13 protein-coding genes and 2 pseudogenes are annotated in these 16,654 nt (G+C 39.4%); 8 read left to right on the top strand and 7 right to left on the bottom strand.

The genetic code is table 11. The features are described 5' to 3' along the window. Nucleotides 1–95 precede the first annotated feature (95 nt). Nucleotides 96–1,229 carry a cupin domain-containing protein gene (locus C9J46_RS08565; RefSeq protein ID WP_107208236.1) on the top strand — a complete coding sequence of 378 codons (1,134 nt, stop codon included), beginning with the start codon at nucleotides 96–98 and terminating at the stop codon, nucleotides 1,227–1,229. A gap of 71 nt (nucleotides 1,230–1,300) precedes the next feature. On the opposite strand, the gene C9J46_RS08560 is transcribed toward C9J46_RS08565, so the two are convergent. Then, entirely contained in the window at nucleotides 1,301–2,668 is a 1,368-nt protein-coding gene (locus C9J46_RS08560) for an MATE family efflux transporter (protein ID WP_107247670.1), read from the bottom strand. Between the two features lie 281 nt (nucleotides 2,669–2,949). Here C9J46_RS08560 and C9J46_RS08555 point away from each other — a divergent pair, with 281 nt between their 5' ends. After that, nucleotides 2,950–4,410 carry an SDR family oxidoreductase gene (locus C9J46_RS08555; RefSeq protein WP_107208234.1) on the top strand — a complete coding sequence of 487 codons (1,461 nt, stop codon included), beginning with the start codon at nucleotides 2,950–2,952 and terminating at the stop codon, nucleotides 4,408–4,410. Nucleotides 4,411–4,546: 136 nt separating this feature from the next. Here C9J46_RS08555 and C9J46_RS08550 read toward each other — a convergent pair whose 3' ends face one another. Next, nucleotides 4,547–6,118, bottom strand: coding sequence for a BCCT family transporter (locus tag C9J46_RS08550; RefSeq protein ID WP_107208233.1), 1,572 nt, complete (start codon nucleotides 6,116–6,118; stop codon nucleotides 4,547–4,549). A 919-nt stretch (nucleotides 6,119–7,037) separates the two neighbouring features. Then, nucleotides 7,038–7,826 (bottom strand): helix-turn-helix domain-containing protein, encoded by a 789-nt coding sequence (locus tag C9J46_RS08545; RefSeq protein WP_107290769.1) that lies wholly within the window; start codon nucleotides 7,824–7,826, stop codon nucleotides 7,038–7,040. A gap of 94 nt (nucleotides 7,827–7,920) precedes the next feature. Here C9J46_RS08545 and C9J46_RS08540 point away from each other — a divergent pair, with 94 nt between their 5' ends. From C9J46_RS08540 to C9J46_RS08525, 3 genes are all read left to right on the top strand, one after another. Beyond that, nucleotides 7,921–9,276 carry a CynX/NimT family MFS transporter gene (locus C9J46_RS08540; RefSeq protein WP_107288013.1) on the top strand — a complete coding sequence of 452 codons (1,356 nt, stop codon included), beginning with the start codon at nucleotides 7,921–7,923 and terminating at the stop codon, nucleotides 9,274–9,276. 673 nt (nucleotides 9,277–9,949) lie between these two features. Then, entirely contained in the window at nucleotides 9,950–10,450 is a 501-nt protein-coding gene (locus C9J46_RS08530; RefSeq protein ID WP_107290768.1) for a hypothetical protein, read from the top strand. Between the two features lie 131 nt (nucleotides 10,451–10,581). Beyond that, a complete protein-coding gene (locus C9J46_RS08525; RefSeq protein WP_107288015.1) occupies nucleotides 10,582–11,157 on the top strand; it encodes a hypothetical protein in 576 nt (191 codons plus the stop codon). Nucleotides 11,158–11,250: 93 nt separating this feature from the next. Here C9J46_RS08525 and C9J46_RS08520 read toward each other — a convergent pair whose 3' ends face one another. Next, nucleotides 11,251–11,556, bottom strand: a complete 306-nt coding sequence (locus C9J46_RS08520) for a hypothetical protein (RefSeq protein ID WP_107290767.1) — start codon at nucleotides 11,554–11,556, stop codon at nucleotides 11,251–11,253. Nucleotides 11,557–11,772: 216 nt separating this feature from the next. Between C9J46_RS08520 and mdtD the strand changes: the two genes are divergently transcribed. Further along, nucleotides 11,773–13,152, top strand: coding sequence for a multidrug transporter subunit MdtD (gene mdtD, locus C9J46_RS08515; RefSeq protein ID WP_107290766.1), 1,380 nt, complete (start codon nucleotides 11,773–11,775; stop codon nucleotides 13,150–13,152). Nucleotides 13,153–13,597: 445 nt separating this feature from the next. On the opposite strand, the gene C9J46_RS08505 is transcribed toward mdtD, so the two are convergent. Continuing rightward, nucleotides 13,598–14,071 (bottom strand): GNAT family N-acetyltransferase, encoded by a 474-nt coding sequence (locus C9J46_RS08505; RefSeq protein WP_107247675.1) that lies wholly within the window; start codon nucleotides 14,069–14,071, stop codon nucleotides 13,598–13,600. 201 nt (nucleotides 14,072–14,272) lie between these two features. On the opposite strand from C9J46_RS08505, the pseudogene C9J46_RS08500 reads away from it, so the two are divergent. Next, nucleotides 14,273–14,431, top strand: a pseudogene (locus C9J46_RS08500) (phage integrase N-terminal SAM-like domain-containing protein); the annotation flags it as partial. A 220-nt stretch (nucleotides 14,432–14,651) separates the two neighbouring features. Here the strand turns inward: C9J46_RS08500 and C9J46_RS08495 are convergent. Continuing rightward, a complete protein-coding gene (locus tag C9J46_RS08495) occupies nucleotides 14,652–15,194 on the bottom strand; it encodes an N-acetyltransferase (protein ID WP_199187152.1) in 543 nt (180 codons plus the stop codon). A 147-nt stretch (nucleotides 15,195–15,341) separates the two neighbouring features. Next, nucleotides 15,342–16,094, bottom strand: a complete 753-nt coding sequence (locus C9J46_RS08490; protein ID WP_107247909.1) for an SDR family oxidoreductase — start codon at nucleotides 16,092–16,094, stop codon at nucleotides 15,342–15,344. Nucleotides 16,095–16,298: 204 nt separating this feature from the next. Here C9J46_RS08490 and C9J46_RS08485 point away from each other — a divergent pair. Continuing rightward, nucleotides 16,299–16,457, top strand: a pseudogene (locus C9J46_RS08485) (integrase); the annotation flags it as partial. Nucleotides 16,458–16,654: the final 197 nt, after the last annotated feature.

Below are 16,654 nucleotides of genomic sequence, written 5' to 3'. Positions count from 1 at the left end.
ATTTACATATCTATGACACTTAGCAACATAAAAATCCGTCGATGTTTTTTAATTACGTTATACTCATCGCCTATTTCATAATCAGTAGCTTGCGAATGTATCAATTAACGTTCTCCCTAGAAGAATTTCTCACCCAATATTGGCAAAAAAAGCCAACCATTATTAAAGGTGGCTTTAAGCACTTTGTCGATCCTATCAGCCCTGACGAATTAGCGGGGCTTGCGATGGAAGAAGAAGTTGATTCTCGCTACATTGCAAAAAAAGATGACCAATGGGAAGTCCTGCATGGACCATTAACCTTCGATAATACGCCAGAAGAGAATTGGTCGTTCATCGTACAAGCCGCTAATCATTGGCATGAAGGTGCTGCACAATTAGTCACTCCTTTTCGTCAACTTCCAGGCTGGTTATTTGACGATTTAATGATCAGCTATTCAACCCCCGGTGGCGGTGTTGGTCCTCATATTGACCAGTATGATGTATTTATTGTTCAAGGTTCGGGAAAACGTCATTGGCGTGTGGGTGAGAAACGCGATGATTATGAGGAAGAGTTTCGTCATTCGGCATTACGCCAGATTAAAGGTTTTGAGCCAATCATTGATGAAGTGTTAGAAACGGGAGATATTTTATATATTCCACCTGGTTTCCCACATGATGGCTATTCTGTGGAAACATCCATGAGCTTTTCTGTCGGTTTCCGTTCACCTAAAAAACAAGAGTTATTAAGTACCTTTGCTGATTTCGTGATTTCAAATGATATTGGTGATGTCCACTACCACAATCCAGCCCTCTCTACCCGTCGTTGTAATGGTGCAATTTCAGAGCAAGATTACCATGATCTTGAAACCATGATGCGCAGTTTGCTTGATCACCCGCATTTGTTAAAACAATGGATGGGCGAACATTTAAGCCAAAATCGTCACGAGTTAGATATTGTTCCGTCTGATCCTGAGTGGAGTAATGAAGAAACCTATCAATGCTTAATGAATGGCGATAGCTTTAATCGCATTAGCGGCTTACGTGCGTTTTATCATGATGCTCAACCTGAGATCATCTTCATCAATGGTGAACAATACGCATTACCCGATGAATGTGCAGAGACCGCAAAACAGTTTTGTAATGAGCAAGTCGTGACTGCTGAATCTCTAGGCAATGCCATTCATCACCCTGCCGTATTAACGCTACTTACTCAGCTTATAAACCTTGGATATTGGTACTTAGCAGAATAAATAAAGTCATGTTATCAGACTAAAAATGGCCTAAATAAGCGGGAGTCAACCTCTTCTTTTAGGCCGTATATTTAAGCCACTAAATTATTCATCCAACGTCGTGAATGTACACGAAATGATGATGCAAACCATTTAATTAGCTCTTCTAAACCTAATAAAGCATAAACCCACTCTATCGGCCAATGTAAAACAAATGCACAGAATGCGGTGACGGGAATACCGATCATCCATTGCGCAATAATATCTTGATAGAAGCAAAACTTAATATCACCACCAGCTCGTAATACACCAACAATCATTACCATTGGAATACTTTTTAACACCAGAATAACTGCAAAAATATCAAAGAAATGATCAGTTAACGCGCGTACATCTTCTGTTAATCCTGAAAATAAGCTTAATAACGGCTGTTTAATTAAAAACATCACACATACCGTTAATAAAGCAAAACCTAAGTTAAGTAACGAGAATGCCCACGCCTTTAAATAGGCTTCATCATTTTTATTGGCACCGAGTAAATTGCCGATAAATACAGCTGACGCATTTGAAATACCGATCAGCATTGCAAGTGACAGTGACTCAATCGGCGTGATCACCGACATTGCAGCAAGCCCATTTACACCTAATTGCCCTATAATCGCATGGTAAACAAAAATTCCCCCCGCCCATGCAAGGTGATTAAATGTAATCGGTAATGATAGTTTAAGAAAACGCTGAATATCTTTTTTATTACAAACAGCTACAACCGTTTGTAAATTAAACGCTAATAAATGTTTTCGCCCATATAAATAAGAGGCCAGTAATATCAGTTCAATACCACCACTAAGCAACGTTGCCCATGCAGCACCTTTGATCCCCATCGCTGGCAAACCAAATTTACCAAAAATAAATACCCAATTAAGGAACATATTGGCACCAATACCAATCGCACTAAAAAAGGTACTAACACCGGGCTGGTGCATCGAACGTAAACCCACAGCGATACCAATACCAAATGCCGCGCCGAGTAAGTTAAATGCCGTAATACGTAAATAATCAGAACCTAACGCGATAACTTTTGGCGATTGTGTCGCAAGGCCCATGATCCATTCTGGCGCAAATAAAAACAGTGCCGCTGCGACTGAAGCAAAACAACCGCTGATCATCACGGTTAAGGCTGTTGCTTCTCGTACTCCTTGCTTATTATTCGCACCCCAATATTGAGCAGTCAACATCGCACCGCCTGTCGAGACGCCAAATAACATGATAATGGCAACAAAAAAGGCTTTACCTGCAATACCAGCAGCGGCTACTTGGGCATTCCCTAACTGGCCTAACATCAAAATATCGACAAGACTTCGACTTGAAAACAACATTGACTGCAACGCAATAGGTAAAGCAATCCAAAATAGCGAACGAAGGAAGCCTCGATCAAATTGTTGAAGAATGAGTGTCGGCATTGCAATAATCCCTAATAACAACAATCGATAATATAATAGTTATTATCGAGTAACCATTGGTAAAATTTACTGATAAACTGTCGTGATAAAGCAGAGTAATTATCTAAAATAAAGCATACTGATAGATAATCAATTTGACGTGAAATGTTATGCTAATCGCGAAAATAACTTGATGCCATACCTATTATTCTGAACTTGGTTACAATTAACAAAAATATAAATCTTTATATCTACGATAACTCTTCTTAAGTCACACCATAAGGAAATGGAGCAATGAGGTAATGAAACAAACAATTCTAGTGGTCGGCGCATCAGGCTATGTGGGTAGCCATTTAGTGCCAGAATTGCTAAATCAAGGTCATCACGTTAAAGCCACAGGACGCAACTTACAATTGCTAAGAAAGCGTGGCTGGAATGATCTTGATAATCTTGAATTAATTTACCTTGATCTCAATGATGATAGTGACCTTACGGATCTCTTTCACGGTGTTGATATCGTTTTCTTCCTTGTACATGGTATGAACCATGGTCATGATTTTATTGATTTTGAATTAGACTGCGCACGCCACTTTAGCCAATATTTAGAACATAGTCAGGTTAAGCAGGTTATCTACTTAGGCGCGCTACAATCTGAAGATGCAGCTTCAACTCACCTGCTAGCTCGTAAAGAAACAGGTAATATTCTTCGCAATAGTGGCAAAACTATCGTCGAATTACGTGCAGGTATCATTATCGGTCCTGGCTCTGCCGCTTTTGAAGTGATGCGCGATTTTGTAAGTCATCTACCTGTGATGCTAACACCACAGTGGGTCAGTTCTCGCAATTCTCCAATTGCGCTTAGAAACTTGTTATTTTATTTAACTGAGCTGATTAAAAAGCCTAATAATGAAAACCTCATTTTTGATGTTGCAGGACCAGAACAACTTACCTACCGTGATCAAATGGTACGTTTAGGTACACTGCTTAATAAGAAAATTCGCGTGATACCGCTTAAATTCTTAAGTCCAGCTATGGCAACTTATTGGCTACGTTTTATTACCTCAGTACCGACCAATATTGCAAGAGCATTGATCAACGGGTTGCAATATGATTTACCAGCTGATGGAAGCAAGTTACAGCAATACATCCCACAAGTCTTAATCAGTTACGATGATGCGGTATCAGAAGCATTAGAGATGAATGATGAGATTATTGATAGTGAGATTTGGGGATTTGACCCTGATGCATTATCGCGCTGGAAATCTAATTATGGCTATTACCCTAAACAAGCGGGCTACACGTTAAAAACCGATGCGAGTGCTGAAGATTTATGGCAACAAGTTCAGCTCGTTGGTGGAAAAGAAGGTTACTTTTTTGCCAACAGTCTATGGCGTATTCGTGAATGGATGGATTCGATGATTGGTGGTAATGCTCTAGAACGTTATCGCCGTGATCCTCAACATTTACAATTGGGCGATCGCATTGACTCTTGGAAGGTGATCAGTCTTGAAGAAAACCATTTCTTATCACTCCTGTTTGGGATGAAAGCGCCAGGTTTAGGACGATTAGAATTTACCATTAATGATCATGGTGATCACCGCTCAGTGGATATTCGAGCATGGTGGCACCCGAAAGGTTTTAAAGGTCTTTTATACTGGTTCGCTATGATGCCTGCACACCTATTCATTTTTAGAGGCATGACATTACAGTTAGTCAAACGTTGTAAAGCGAAAGCGAAAGATGGACAGATTGATACGGTATAACCTTGGCTTTGCTTGTCATTTCTAACAAACCTTATAGTCCGTAATAAAAAACGCCCGATAGCGCATGTTATTTCTAACAGCAATATCGGGCGTTTTTCATTTACGGAATGTCAACATCAATAGGTGATATACCGTATTATGCAGCCACTTGTTTTGTTGCACATGTCATTCTGTATGCAGCGATTGGGCCACTGATCAATGTGAACGCAATCAAGATAGAAACAGGGACAGCAGTGATCACAATGAACGATTGCAGTGCATTTAAGCCACCGTCACCTGCAAGCAATAATACCGCAGCAACCACACCCATAGTGATCGCCCAGAACAAACGATGCTTACTATCAGGTTCATTATCACCAGAAACCACCATCGCAATCGAATATGCCATTGAATCACCCGTGGTAACAACAAAGGTTGTCGTCAACACAAGAAACGCAGGTAATAAAATACCGCTTAATGGCAAGTTAGACAGTGATGCTAATAATACCGCCGGTAAACCACCGTCATTCAGTGGGCCAGAAATTACACCCGGTGTTTGTAGCTCAAGGAAAATACCAGTACCACCTAATACAGCGAACCAGAAATTCGTCACGATAGGCGCACCAATCGCAACCGCAAGAACTAAACCACGAATGCTACGCCCTTCTGAAATACGTGCAATAAAGATTGCCATCATCGGTGCAAAACCGATAAACCAACCCCAGAAGAACCATGTCCACCATACATTCCAAGAAGGCTTATCATTCGCTAAGCTTAGCTCGCCAAAATGATGAATGTAATCACCAAACGCGCTACCAAACTCAGTTAAAATAAATTTCGTTGGGCCTAAGAATAGCATTGCTAGTAATAGTCCAAACGCACCAATCACGTTTAAGCGTGATAGCCACTGTAGACCTTTATCCATTCCTGACGCAGCAGAAAGAGAATAAATAGACACAACGACGGCAAGGATCATTAACTGAGATTGAACGTTATTTTCAAGCCCTGTTAGCAACTCTAAACTATAACCTAACTGCGATGCTAGGAAACCAATAGGGCCAATTGTACCTGCGGCAACGGCAATAATTGAGCAAGCATCAATTACACTACCGAACCAATGATCTTCCAACTTCTTTCCAAAGATAGGAAAAAGCAAAGCACGCGGACGTAATTTTACGCCATGTTCATGGTGTGCATACATTAATACAATAGTTGCCAACGTGCCCAATACAGCCCACGCTAAAAAGCCCCAGTGTAAGAACGCTTGACCCAGTGCAGGGTCGACAGCTTGTTGTGTAGATCCAACAACACCTTCAAATGTCGGCGGTGGTGTAATGAAATGGTAAATTGGCTCAGCGGCAGACCAAAATACGCCACCACCCGCTAATAAAGTACACATGATCATCGCTAACCAACGAAAAGTACCGATTGTTGGTTTTTTCACGGTTCCCATCACCTTTTTACCCAAAGGGCTAAAAGCAATGGCTAAAGCAATAAGAAAGTTAACCAGCATTAAGATCTGCCAGCTATAACCAAAAGCATTGGCTGCAGATTCAAAGCTAGTTTGAATTAATGCTGTAAAGCTGGACATATCAGCCAGTGCAGCAAAAATGAATAAGGAAATGAAACCAATAGTTAGAATTGGAACTAGTTTTGCTTCAAAACGAGAAGAATCTGAGTTCAAAGATGTGTTGTTACTATCAGCTATTTGACATGCATTACTTGGCATAAATATCTCACGTTGTTTGTGAGGGACGAGAGATTAGCAGCTAAAAAGCATAAAGACCAGTCAAAAACTCCTTTATTTTCAATAAAAAGACCATGCAATCTATCATTGCATAGCTTTTTAATTGGTAGATCATGACGTTACATATTTATATTACAAATTTTGATTAACGATAAAAAATTGAATATTTATTATACAGGCTGTATTGATAGGATAATAATTACCAAACATCGAAAGTCTTTATTGCTCTAACCATTCCCCATCTGGTATTACAAAATACAGTAGATAATCATGCAGCAATAGCCGTCTATTTGGCAGGTTAACGTCTCTATAATTCGTGGTAATAGGTACAATAATGAGAAAAAGCATCACTTTCACTGCTCACCTCTTCGACTGAGTTTACTCGTCGGCACTGCGATATCACTTAATCGAAGCAAAGAGATCAGCTAATGAAAAATGTTGTCTAATGAAGAAGGGATAAATTCGAATATGTAACAGCAGATTCATCCATAATTAGCTCATAAACAGTCAGTGAGTGAATATGATCAATATGCAGAATTTGTTGCCTAGGTATTAAAAGCTAATCATTCGTTTACTCTAATGGTTCAGAAGCCAATGTCACACAGCCTAACTGCTGCTTAATATATCGCTGGCGCAGTGTTATTTGTACTGTTACACGCGATCGGAATACCAACCGAAACCATCACCGTTCACAAAGTTAAGGCTTTTCGCTCTTCTAACATGTGAAGGATTAGCGAATGCTCTGATTGATAAATCCATTCAGAGAGAGAAATCGATTTTACGTGAAAGGCCAGCCAACGAGACATAGCCCCCATCTGGTTTTGTCATATGAATGAAAAGCGGACTCTTTACCTTGGCTAAAATCAAGTCTAAATCTCGATATAAGCACATATCTAAAAATTTAATCATTAATCCGTTTTTTAATGTATTGCTTAGGCGGTCGTCCGAGGGTTTTTTTAAAGAAAGTAATAAAGGCGCTTACTGATTCGTAGCCTAAATCTTCTGATACTCGCTGTACAGGCTCCCCTGATGACAGTTTTTGCAATGCAATCACAATATGAAGCTGTCCACGCCAATTACCAAAGGTTAATCCTAATTCCTGCTTCACTAAACGCGCCAAGGTTCTTTCACTCATCGCATATTTACTTGCCCATTCACCAACAGTACTGCGATCGCTTGGGTTATTAATGAGCTCTAAAGCAATACTGTGTAATCGACTCTCAGTCGGAATTGGAAAATCAAAATGTTCAGATGGCATGCTCGTTAATTCATCAATCAACACATCCACTAACCTTGCGGTTTTACATTCGGATGTATAGGAGAGATCGGATTCTGTTAAACGAACAATAAGCTCACGTAAAAGTGGAGAAATAGATAATGTGCACGCTTTAGATGGCATTCCAACTACATCTGGATCAACGAATAGCATACAAGTATCGGCATCAGGAGAAACACTATTACTATGAGGTACTTGGCTTGGGATCCAAACTGCGCAATTCGCGGGAACCATCCAGATAGCGTCAGCAATTTTACAACGAACAAAACCACTTAAAGGAAGAACAAGTTGTCCTTTACGGTGTTGATGGACTGGGATTTCTTCATCCTTCTCTAACCCAGATAGGCGCAATGCAACGACCTTTTGTGGATAAAGATCGGAGTCAAACTCAGGGAAATGGATACTGTACTTCATAATTTGTCCGAATTTAGATATCTACTGTCAATATAACTTAATACAGAAAAAATTAGGAGAGGTATTATGTCATTAAAGATTTAAGGAGAGAGCTATGTCACATAAAAATAAAAAAACAGTCCCTAAAGTTGCACGACCAGCATTGGTTATCCTGGGTATTTTACTTATTGCAAGTAACCTACGTGCGCCACTTACAGGATTAGGACCTATTCTAGAGTTCATCTCACAAGATTTAGGTTTAAGTGCAACACAAGCCGGTATGTTAACTACTTTGCCTCTGTTGGCCTTTGCCCTATTTTCACCGGTATCATCTGGCCTTGCACGTAAAATCGGCTTAGAGCCATCTCTTATGATAGCTCTGGTTCTTGTTGGTGGTGGTGTGCTTATCCGTTCCGGTGGCTCAACCTTAATGCTATTTTTAGGTACATGCATTATCGGTATCGGTATTGCGATTGGTAACGTATTACTGCCAAGCTTACTAAAAAGAGACTTCCCAACAAAAGTCACGACTTTGACTGCTGTCTATGTATTAATCATGGGTATTGGCTCAACGTTAAGTTCAAGTACGGCTATTCCAATGATGAACCTAGCAGGTTCAATGGGCATTACGGCAATTCCGCATTGGGCATTTGCTTTAGCAACCGTACTGATCTTCCCTATTATTTCAATTATTGTATGGTTGCCACAATTATCAGGTCACACTCGCCCTTCAGCTGATACGGCTGATATTGATAGCCATAGCTACCTATGGCGTTCAGCGGCAGCATGGCAAGTTACCATCTTTTTAGGCTTAAACTCTTTTATCATGTACATCTTTATCAGTTGGTTACCAAGTATCCTAATTGATAACGGCTACACAGAGAACCAAGCGGGTTACTTACATGGTGTATTACAGCTTTCAACTGCCATACCAGCACTCGTGCTTATTCCACTTATGGCAAAAATGAAAGACAAACGTGCAATGAGCTTTGCGATGGCTGTCTTAGCCTTCATCGGTATTCTTGGCCTACTTATGATGCCGGAACACGCATTAATCTGGGTAATTTGCTTTGGCTTTAGCTGTGGTGGTGGTTTTATTCTTGGCCTGTCATTTGTTGGTATTCGTACTCATGATGCCCACCAAGCAGCCGCACTATCAGGTATGGCACAATGTATGGGTTACTTACTTGCAGCAACTGGCCCTATTATTTTTGGCTCGCTACATGAATCGACACATAGCTGGGAAGCACCACTATATATGACACTTGCCGTCTGTGTGGTATGGGGATTCTTAGCACTGTTTGCAGGACGCTCACACGTTATCGTTCGCTCACAAAGCGGTAAAGATATCGTTATTGATGCACCCGTTCATGAAAATATTCACGAAGAACTTAAACGCGTAAAAAATGAATTAGCGCTAGTGACTGAAGAGCGTAACGAACTTAAAAAAGCATTTAACGCAAAATTATAAAGCTCTCTTAAATTGGCAAGGACGCCAATCTCTTATTACTTACATATCGGCAGGACGCCGATATTTTTTTATCTGCTTAACATACACTTATGCAATAACAGCTTGTAATAACAATGATTGCCGCTAATAGCAGTTAGTTTTAACGTAAGTTTTATTTCTTATGAGTAAACCACAATGAAACTATCTTATCTTCTTACGAGTGTTGCTCTTTTTTCTCCCCTTGCACTAGCAGAATCTACGCAATCACAGCCACAACAAAACGTATTTTATATCCTTGCTGTCACCATCATCTTTTTGATCGCCCTTGCATGTTACCGTGTAACTAAAAACAAAGCACGCAAACATAAACCGGAGATACCTTCATTCATACACCATCTCATTGGTTTTGTGATCGGCTTTATTTGTTTCTATGCCTTATTCTATTTTCTTGGGTTTTGTTTTTAATTCCATCCATCAATAGGCGAATAATAAGATGTCATATACCATTAAATTTGCGCACTATGGCTAGTGTTCTTACAGGAATTATCTCTTTTACTCTTTCATCATCTAACCTAATAATAAGAAAGCAACGTGTAATTCACACAATCTACTGACATAACATACAATAAAGTCTATATCCTCAAAGAGTTAGTTTTGCTAACGGCACAATACAGTGCGTCACAGAGGAGATAGTATGAAAGGAATAACCATCGCGAGTGTTTTACTTGCCACCGTATTACTCACTGGATGTAATCAGCAACACGATCACCAAATCCACGGTACATTAACTCACGTCGGCATTGCCACTGACTTCGACTTAAACAACACCCCAGCAGTCAGTATTATCTTGTCAAAAGACACCGAACATTACTTAACTATTTCACTAAATCAACACAGCCTTCAAACCTTACTTGCAGGTCAAAATACCCAAAACTTCAATCAAAAAAATAAAAATATTGATGCCAACTTAACTTGGGATGGGCATTATATTATCGATAAAGCACGAGCATCAGGTATCGTGTTAGATCTAGAATATATTAATAAAACAACACATAGTGCAAAAATTCACTACACCGCCACACTTGTTAACGCCAAGAAAGAAAGCAATAAAACTATAGAGCTTAGTGACTCATTCACTTTAGCTGCTGATGATCTGAAGGTAATCCAAGAACTGAGTTCCAAGCCAGCCAGCTAACTAGATGAAATAACAAATTTAATTGGTAATTGATTAAGGATTTTAACAAGGTGATGGGATATTAATGGACATCGTCGTGTGAACACGTATGATCAGCGCCAATCTATTGAATCCCATATTGGAATAGCATTTTGATTAGAGAAAATGTATTTACCTCATACGAAAATTGGACAAAACCTTTCGTATCAGAAGTCGCTGAAATCATTAACCTACTGAAAGATCATGGCTATGATGCAAAGAAGTTAGCGTTAGTCACTGGTTTGCAAGAGAAGAATGTAAGTAGCTGGACAGCGAAATACAAAAAAGAACCTTTCAATGTGTCGACTATTCCATACCCATGTTGGTGTTTCTTAGCGGCATTAATTGGCAAACAAAGCATTGCAACTAATGGCAAAGTGATCCCAGTTGAGGATATTCGTCGCGTATTACGCTTATTCAAACCATCAGCATTTGGTGCTCGTAATACTTTTGTATGCCCAACCAACGAACAATTTGCCAAGCTAATTGATAGCGGCCTATTTGAAGAAATGACAGCGCAGAATATTTGTGAATTATTTAGTTGGAACCCAAGTAAGTTTGTTGAAAGCATTCAAACAGGCAAACTCCCTTTCCTCAATTGGTGTTTAATCATCATGATGTTAGGAATTAATATTCAAAAAATGGTACTTAAAGACTTAGAAGCCCCATTAGAATACGTACCAGAATAAACTTCGTTTAGTCTTCAAATTCTAGCAAACGACTGTTTTACCACAGTCGTTTTTTTATTCTTAAAAACCATTAACTTATTAACAATCAGAATCTTATCTTTTAAGCATCTTACCCAACCCACCTAACACAATCGCACTAACAACAACATTTACAGCAAAACCAATGCTTATTAATAAAATAGTAAGTGGATTGCAGATATAACTGCTGGTATAGGCACTACACATTGCGCCAACTTCTATCGTAAAGAACGACCATGGCAAAGCTAAATACAAAAAGACGATATGGTTTTCATAAAACAAATGATTAAGATCCGTACTTACGTACAGAGATAAAAACCAAATTATGCCGTAAATAATAGGCACCATAAATGCGATAACAAAAATCCGTTTTCTATTCATTGACCGATTCTCCTTTTCATATTCCCAACACCAGTTTAGCTGCATATTTTCGATTATGTTATACCGTAATAAGCATGTTTACGCGATTCACTTCAGGTTAAGTTACAACTGATATAGTCATAATACATTACGTATAACCTTCGTTATTTCCTCTCCACTGTTTTATGCTTCTGGCTACTCTGCGCGCGGAATATCGTTACCATTAATGAGGTGACTATGGTGAAACCATCAAAACAACTGACATGGCTACCATGGATTGCGGGTATTGCTTTTTTTATGCAGACCCTTGACGCCACAATAATTAATACAGCCATCCCCTCATTGGCGAAAAGCTTACATGAATCGCCCTTAACGATGCAGCTAACCATCATTAGCTACACTCTGACTGTTGCGATCTTAATTCCTATTAGTGGCTGGCTTGCTGACAGATTTGGCACCCGCATTATATTTGGCTGGGCTGTAGGCTTATTTACACTCGGTTCGTTGGCGTGTGGATTATCTGGCACATTAACGCAACTGGTACTGGCTCGCATTCTCCAAGGTGTTGGTGGCGCAATGATGGTGCCTGTAGCACGCTTAGCATTATTACGGAGCTATCCACGTAATGAATTTGTTCACGCGTTAAACCTAGCAACAATGCCGGGATTAATCGGTCCTGTTGTCGGCCCTGTACTTGGTGGTGTATTAGTCACTTATGCAAGTTGGCATTGGATATTCTTAATAAATATCCCTGTCGGTATTATTGGACTATGGATGACCAAACGCTACATGCCTAACTTTACTTCAACTGCGAGTAAGTTTGATGGTTGGGGATTTATTCTATTTAGCTCAAGTTTAATTACTCTTTTAAGCGGCATTGAACTTTTAACTAAATCAGAGACGGCTTTAATTCCAGTTATAACCTTATTAATTGGTTTTACTCTTCTTGTTACTTATATTTATTACGCATCAAAAAAACAAAACGTGCTTATTCCTTTATCACTTTTTAAGACTAGGACTTTTTCTGTTGGTATCGGTGGAAATATATTTTCTCGTTTAGGTACAGGGGCTATTCCTTTTCTTATACCACTTATGTTGCAAGTTGGGATGGGAGCATCAGCCTTATATGCAGGGTTAATGATGGTACCCTTAGCCTTTGGCGCATTATTAGGTAAATCGTATGTCGAAAGAACCCTTAAACGTCTAGGCTATCGCAAAACATTATTTTGGGTCACTATAGTTATTGGTATTATTACAGCGGCATTTGCCCTTATATCAGGCCAGTTATCTCTATGGTTAGCCCTACCATTACTGTTTGCGTTAGGCATTGTTCGCGCAACACAATTTACCGCAATGAACACCATAACATTAGCTGATTTAGATGATAATCATGCAAGTGCAGGCAACAGTATGCTAGCGGTAACCCAACTACTTTCAATTAGTTTTGGTCTTGCTATCTGCGCGTGTGTTTTACACTTTTTCTCAACCTATTACGCTGGCAATGATATGACTCATTTTCACCAGACATTCATCGCTATGGGCCTGCTAACCGTTATTTCTGCAGTGTCCTTTTTATCATTGAAGCGTTCTGATGGTAATAACTTAATACACAGATAACATTCATGTTAGCGATGAAATAAGTGAGCATCTGTACTAAACATACTGATGCTCACATCGATATATGAGTAATAACCGCAGCTTTATTGATCCAATTTATGTTCATGTTAGCTGGGTAACTAACGTTGCCCTCACCGAATAAAACGGTACGTATAAAAGCCCAACTCTTTTGCCCCTGCTGCCAACATATCATGCAATTAAGAGGAACATTTCGACCCAGATAACCGATGTTCAATAATAAGGATAATGGCATTCACGCTTCAGAATTAAAGAGGATTTTATTATAAATCAGGGTATTAATATTATTGGTTCACACCAAGGATAACGCTCGACTGCTTTTTGTCATCACCCTTCATGATATTTCCAATATTTACTTATATAAGGAGGCTTAGGCTTGTCCAACACTTCGGAGAGGTGTCGGCTTCGCGACACATATCCTTATCTGTTAGGTTAATCGTTTTTCTGCCAATTGCCCACGTTCACCAAGCTCTCCGACATCAAACCAACCATGTTTGCGATAGAAACTAACGGCTTGCAAATTTGCAGGAATATAGCGTAGCTGTGCATATGTACATTGCTCGTTTTTGAACTGAGCACATATGAAATCCACTAGTTTTTTACCTAAACCGTTGTTACGAAATTCAGGTAACAAATACAGCAAGTTAATATAGCCAAACTTTATACCTTGCTCATCCATCAAGCCATTTCGAAATTCTATTTGACCGATGACCTCATTGTTTTTGATAACATGATAAAAGCCAGAATTATCAAATGTACTTAGCTTTGTAAACCACGCTTTAGTTTCATCAACACTAAAACCGGCATCATTCCCAAAGCTTACTGCATGTGCATCTCGTCGAAATTGTATGCATAAATCGAGAGTATCATCCATTTCAATTTTTACGGGAATAAATTCCATTTTACACTCCGTACTTTAAGTAGATTAACCTAACGCCTCGTTAAGAGGCGAAAAATTGTTGGCTAAAATTAGCGACGTAGGAGCAAAAGCCAACTGTTTTTGTCCTTTTTAACGACTTGTTGAACGAAGCCGCTTCGCGGCAGAGTGAAAGCCCATAAGATCGACTACGGTAAATACACCTTTAAAAAAGGAGTATTTATCATGAATAAAGCACAGCAACATCGTTCAGAATATCTTTATGAACAACACCTTAACCATCTCACCTTGCAAGGTAAACGTCCCGCTACAATTGATGCTTATAGTCGTGCGCTACGTCGCATTACCCATCAACTGGATAAATCGCCAGACACGTTAACTACCGACGTTCAATAATAAGGATAATGGCTTTCACGCTGCAGAACTAAAGAGGATTTTATTATAAATCAGGGTATTAATATTATTGGTTCACACCAAGGATAACGCTCGACTTCTTTTTGGCATTCCCCTTCATGCTATTTCCAATATTTACTTATAATAAGGTAGCTTGGGCTTGTCCAACACTTCGGATAGGTGTCGACTTCGCGACACATATCCTTATTTGTTAGGCTTTTAACTCACGATATAGTACTAAGCAGTTGTATTCCTTACCAAGTTCTATTTCTTTATCGAAAGATCTAATTTGTGTAAAACCCTGTCTGTACCAGAACCTAAAAGCAGAAATGTTTTCTGCATAAACATTTAAAGCTACATTTTGTAGATTTGCGTATTCACATGCTACGGTGATAACACTACTAACTATTTCAGAACCCAATCCTTTACCTTTAAAACTCGGTAGAATTGTTAACATAGGAAGCCAAAGAGTGCCAGTTGAAGGAGCATGAAACTCCAGTTGTATGTAGCCAACCACTTGACCTTTCTTTGTGCTAATTTTTCTTAGGTAAAATGCACCTTGCTCGTCAGGTAATTTTGACTTATTGCTTTCAGCTATTAACTTTTCATACTCTGTGATGGGCCATTCTCTGAACGTTGGATCCATTGCTTTTACATTTGAGTTACTGTCAAAAATTGACTTGGCTAGCTCCGCCTCATCACTTAAAAACTCAGTGAAAACTAAATTTTTTGACTCCCATTGTGGTATTAACACTAACAACTTCCTCCCTAAAGCCTAACGCCTGCATAACACGTTTGCTACTATACAGACTTACCTGAATTTTACTGCCTTAATCACTGAAACTAAAGGCAAACTGACAATGCCGAGTGTAGCAAATCGTGTTGATGCATTTGTTATGCATTACAGCCCACCAGCTAAATCCAAGTAGTTTCCTGTGGAAAATGATGATTTGTCTGAGGCTAACCAATAAATGGCTTCTGCAACCTCACTTGGTTTCCCACCTCTTTGAAGCGGAATTATACTTTTTAACCTTTCGATCCTCTCTGGCTCTCCACCATCAGCATGCATTTCAGTATGAATCAACCCAGGACGAACACAATTTACTCGGATACCTTCAGATGCAACTTCCAATGATAAACCTTTCGTTAGAGTATCAATTGCTCCTTTCGATGCTGCATAATCAATATATTCGTTTGGTGAACCTGAACGAGCAGCACCAGAAGAAACATTAACAATTACGCCACCAAAACCACCATTTCGTGTCGACATTCGCTTTACTGCTTCTCGACAGCATAGAAAATAACTTGTGACATTATTAGTAAGTATTGAGTTGATTCGTTCGGCACTCATATCTTCTAAGCGTGATTGCTTTTTTAAGATCCCTGCATTGTTAACAAGAATTGATATTGCACCTAATTCGCGGTCAACAGTGGAAAACATTCGGATCACATCATCTTCGCAAGAAACATCAGCTTGAACAGTAATGCACTTTCCACCCTCAGCCATTATTGATTGAGCTAATTTATTCGCTGAGTCTGAATTGGATTTATAATTGATGCATACAGCGTAGCCTTCTTTCGCAAAAAGGTGAGCCGTAGCCGCTCCAATTCCTCGCCCGCCACCTGTAATAATTGCCACTTTTTGAATACTCATAAATCAATCCTTATATTCTGAGTTAAGGGAATGCATAACGCTCGATTAACGGGTTAAAAATAGTGGGCTAAAATTGAGCGAAGCGAAGAGCCCACTGCTTTTAATCCCTGTCTAATTGCTTGTTGAACGAAGCCGCTTCGCGGCAGAGTGAAAGCCCATAAGCTCGACTACGGTAAATATACCTTTAAAAAAGGAGTATTTATCATGAATAAAGCACAGCAACATCGTTCAGATTATCTTTATGAACAACACCTTACCCATCTCACCTTGCAAGGTAAACGTCCCGCTACGATTGATGCTTATAGTCGCGCTCTACGTCGCATTACCCATCAACTGGATAAATCACCAGACACATTAATTACCGACGTTAGATAATAAGGATAATGGCTTTCACGCTGCAGAAATAAAGAGGATTTTATTATAAATCAGAGTGTTAAAGTTATTGGTTCACACCAAGGATAACGCTCGACTTCTTTTTGTCATCACCCTTCATGATATTTCCAATATTTACTTATATAAGGTGGCTTGGGCTTGTCCAACACTTCGGATAGGTGTCGGCT

The organism is Photobacterium sp. GB-36 (assembly GCF_003026135.1).
Taxonomy (GTDB): domain Bacteria; phylum Pseudomonadota; class Gammaproteobacteria; order Enterobacterales; family Vibrionaceae; genus Photobacterium.
The sequence above is the reverse complement of the archived record's forward strand: the minus strand, read 5'-3'. Positions and strand labels throughout refer to the sequence as shown.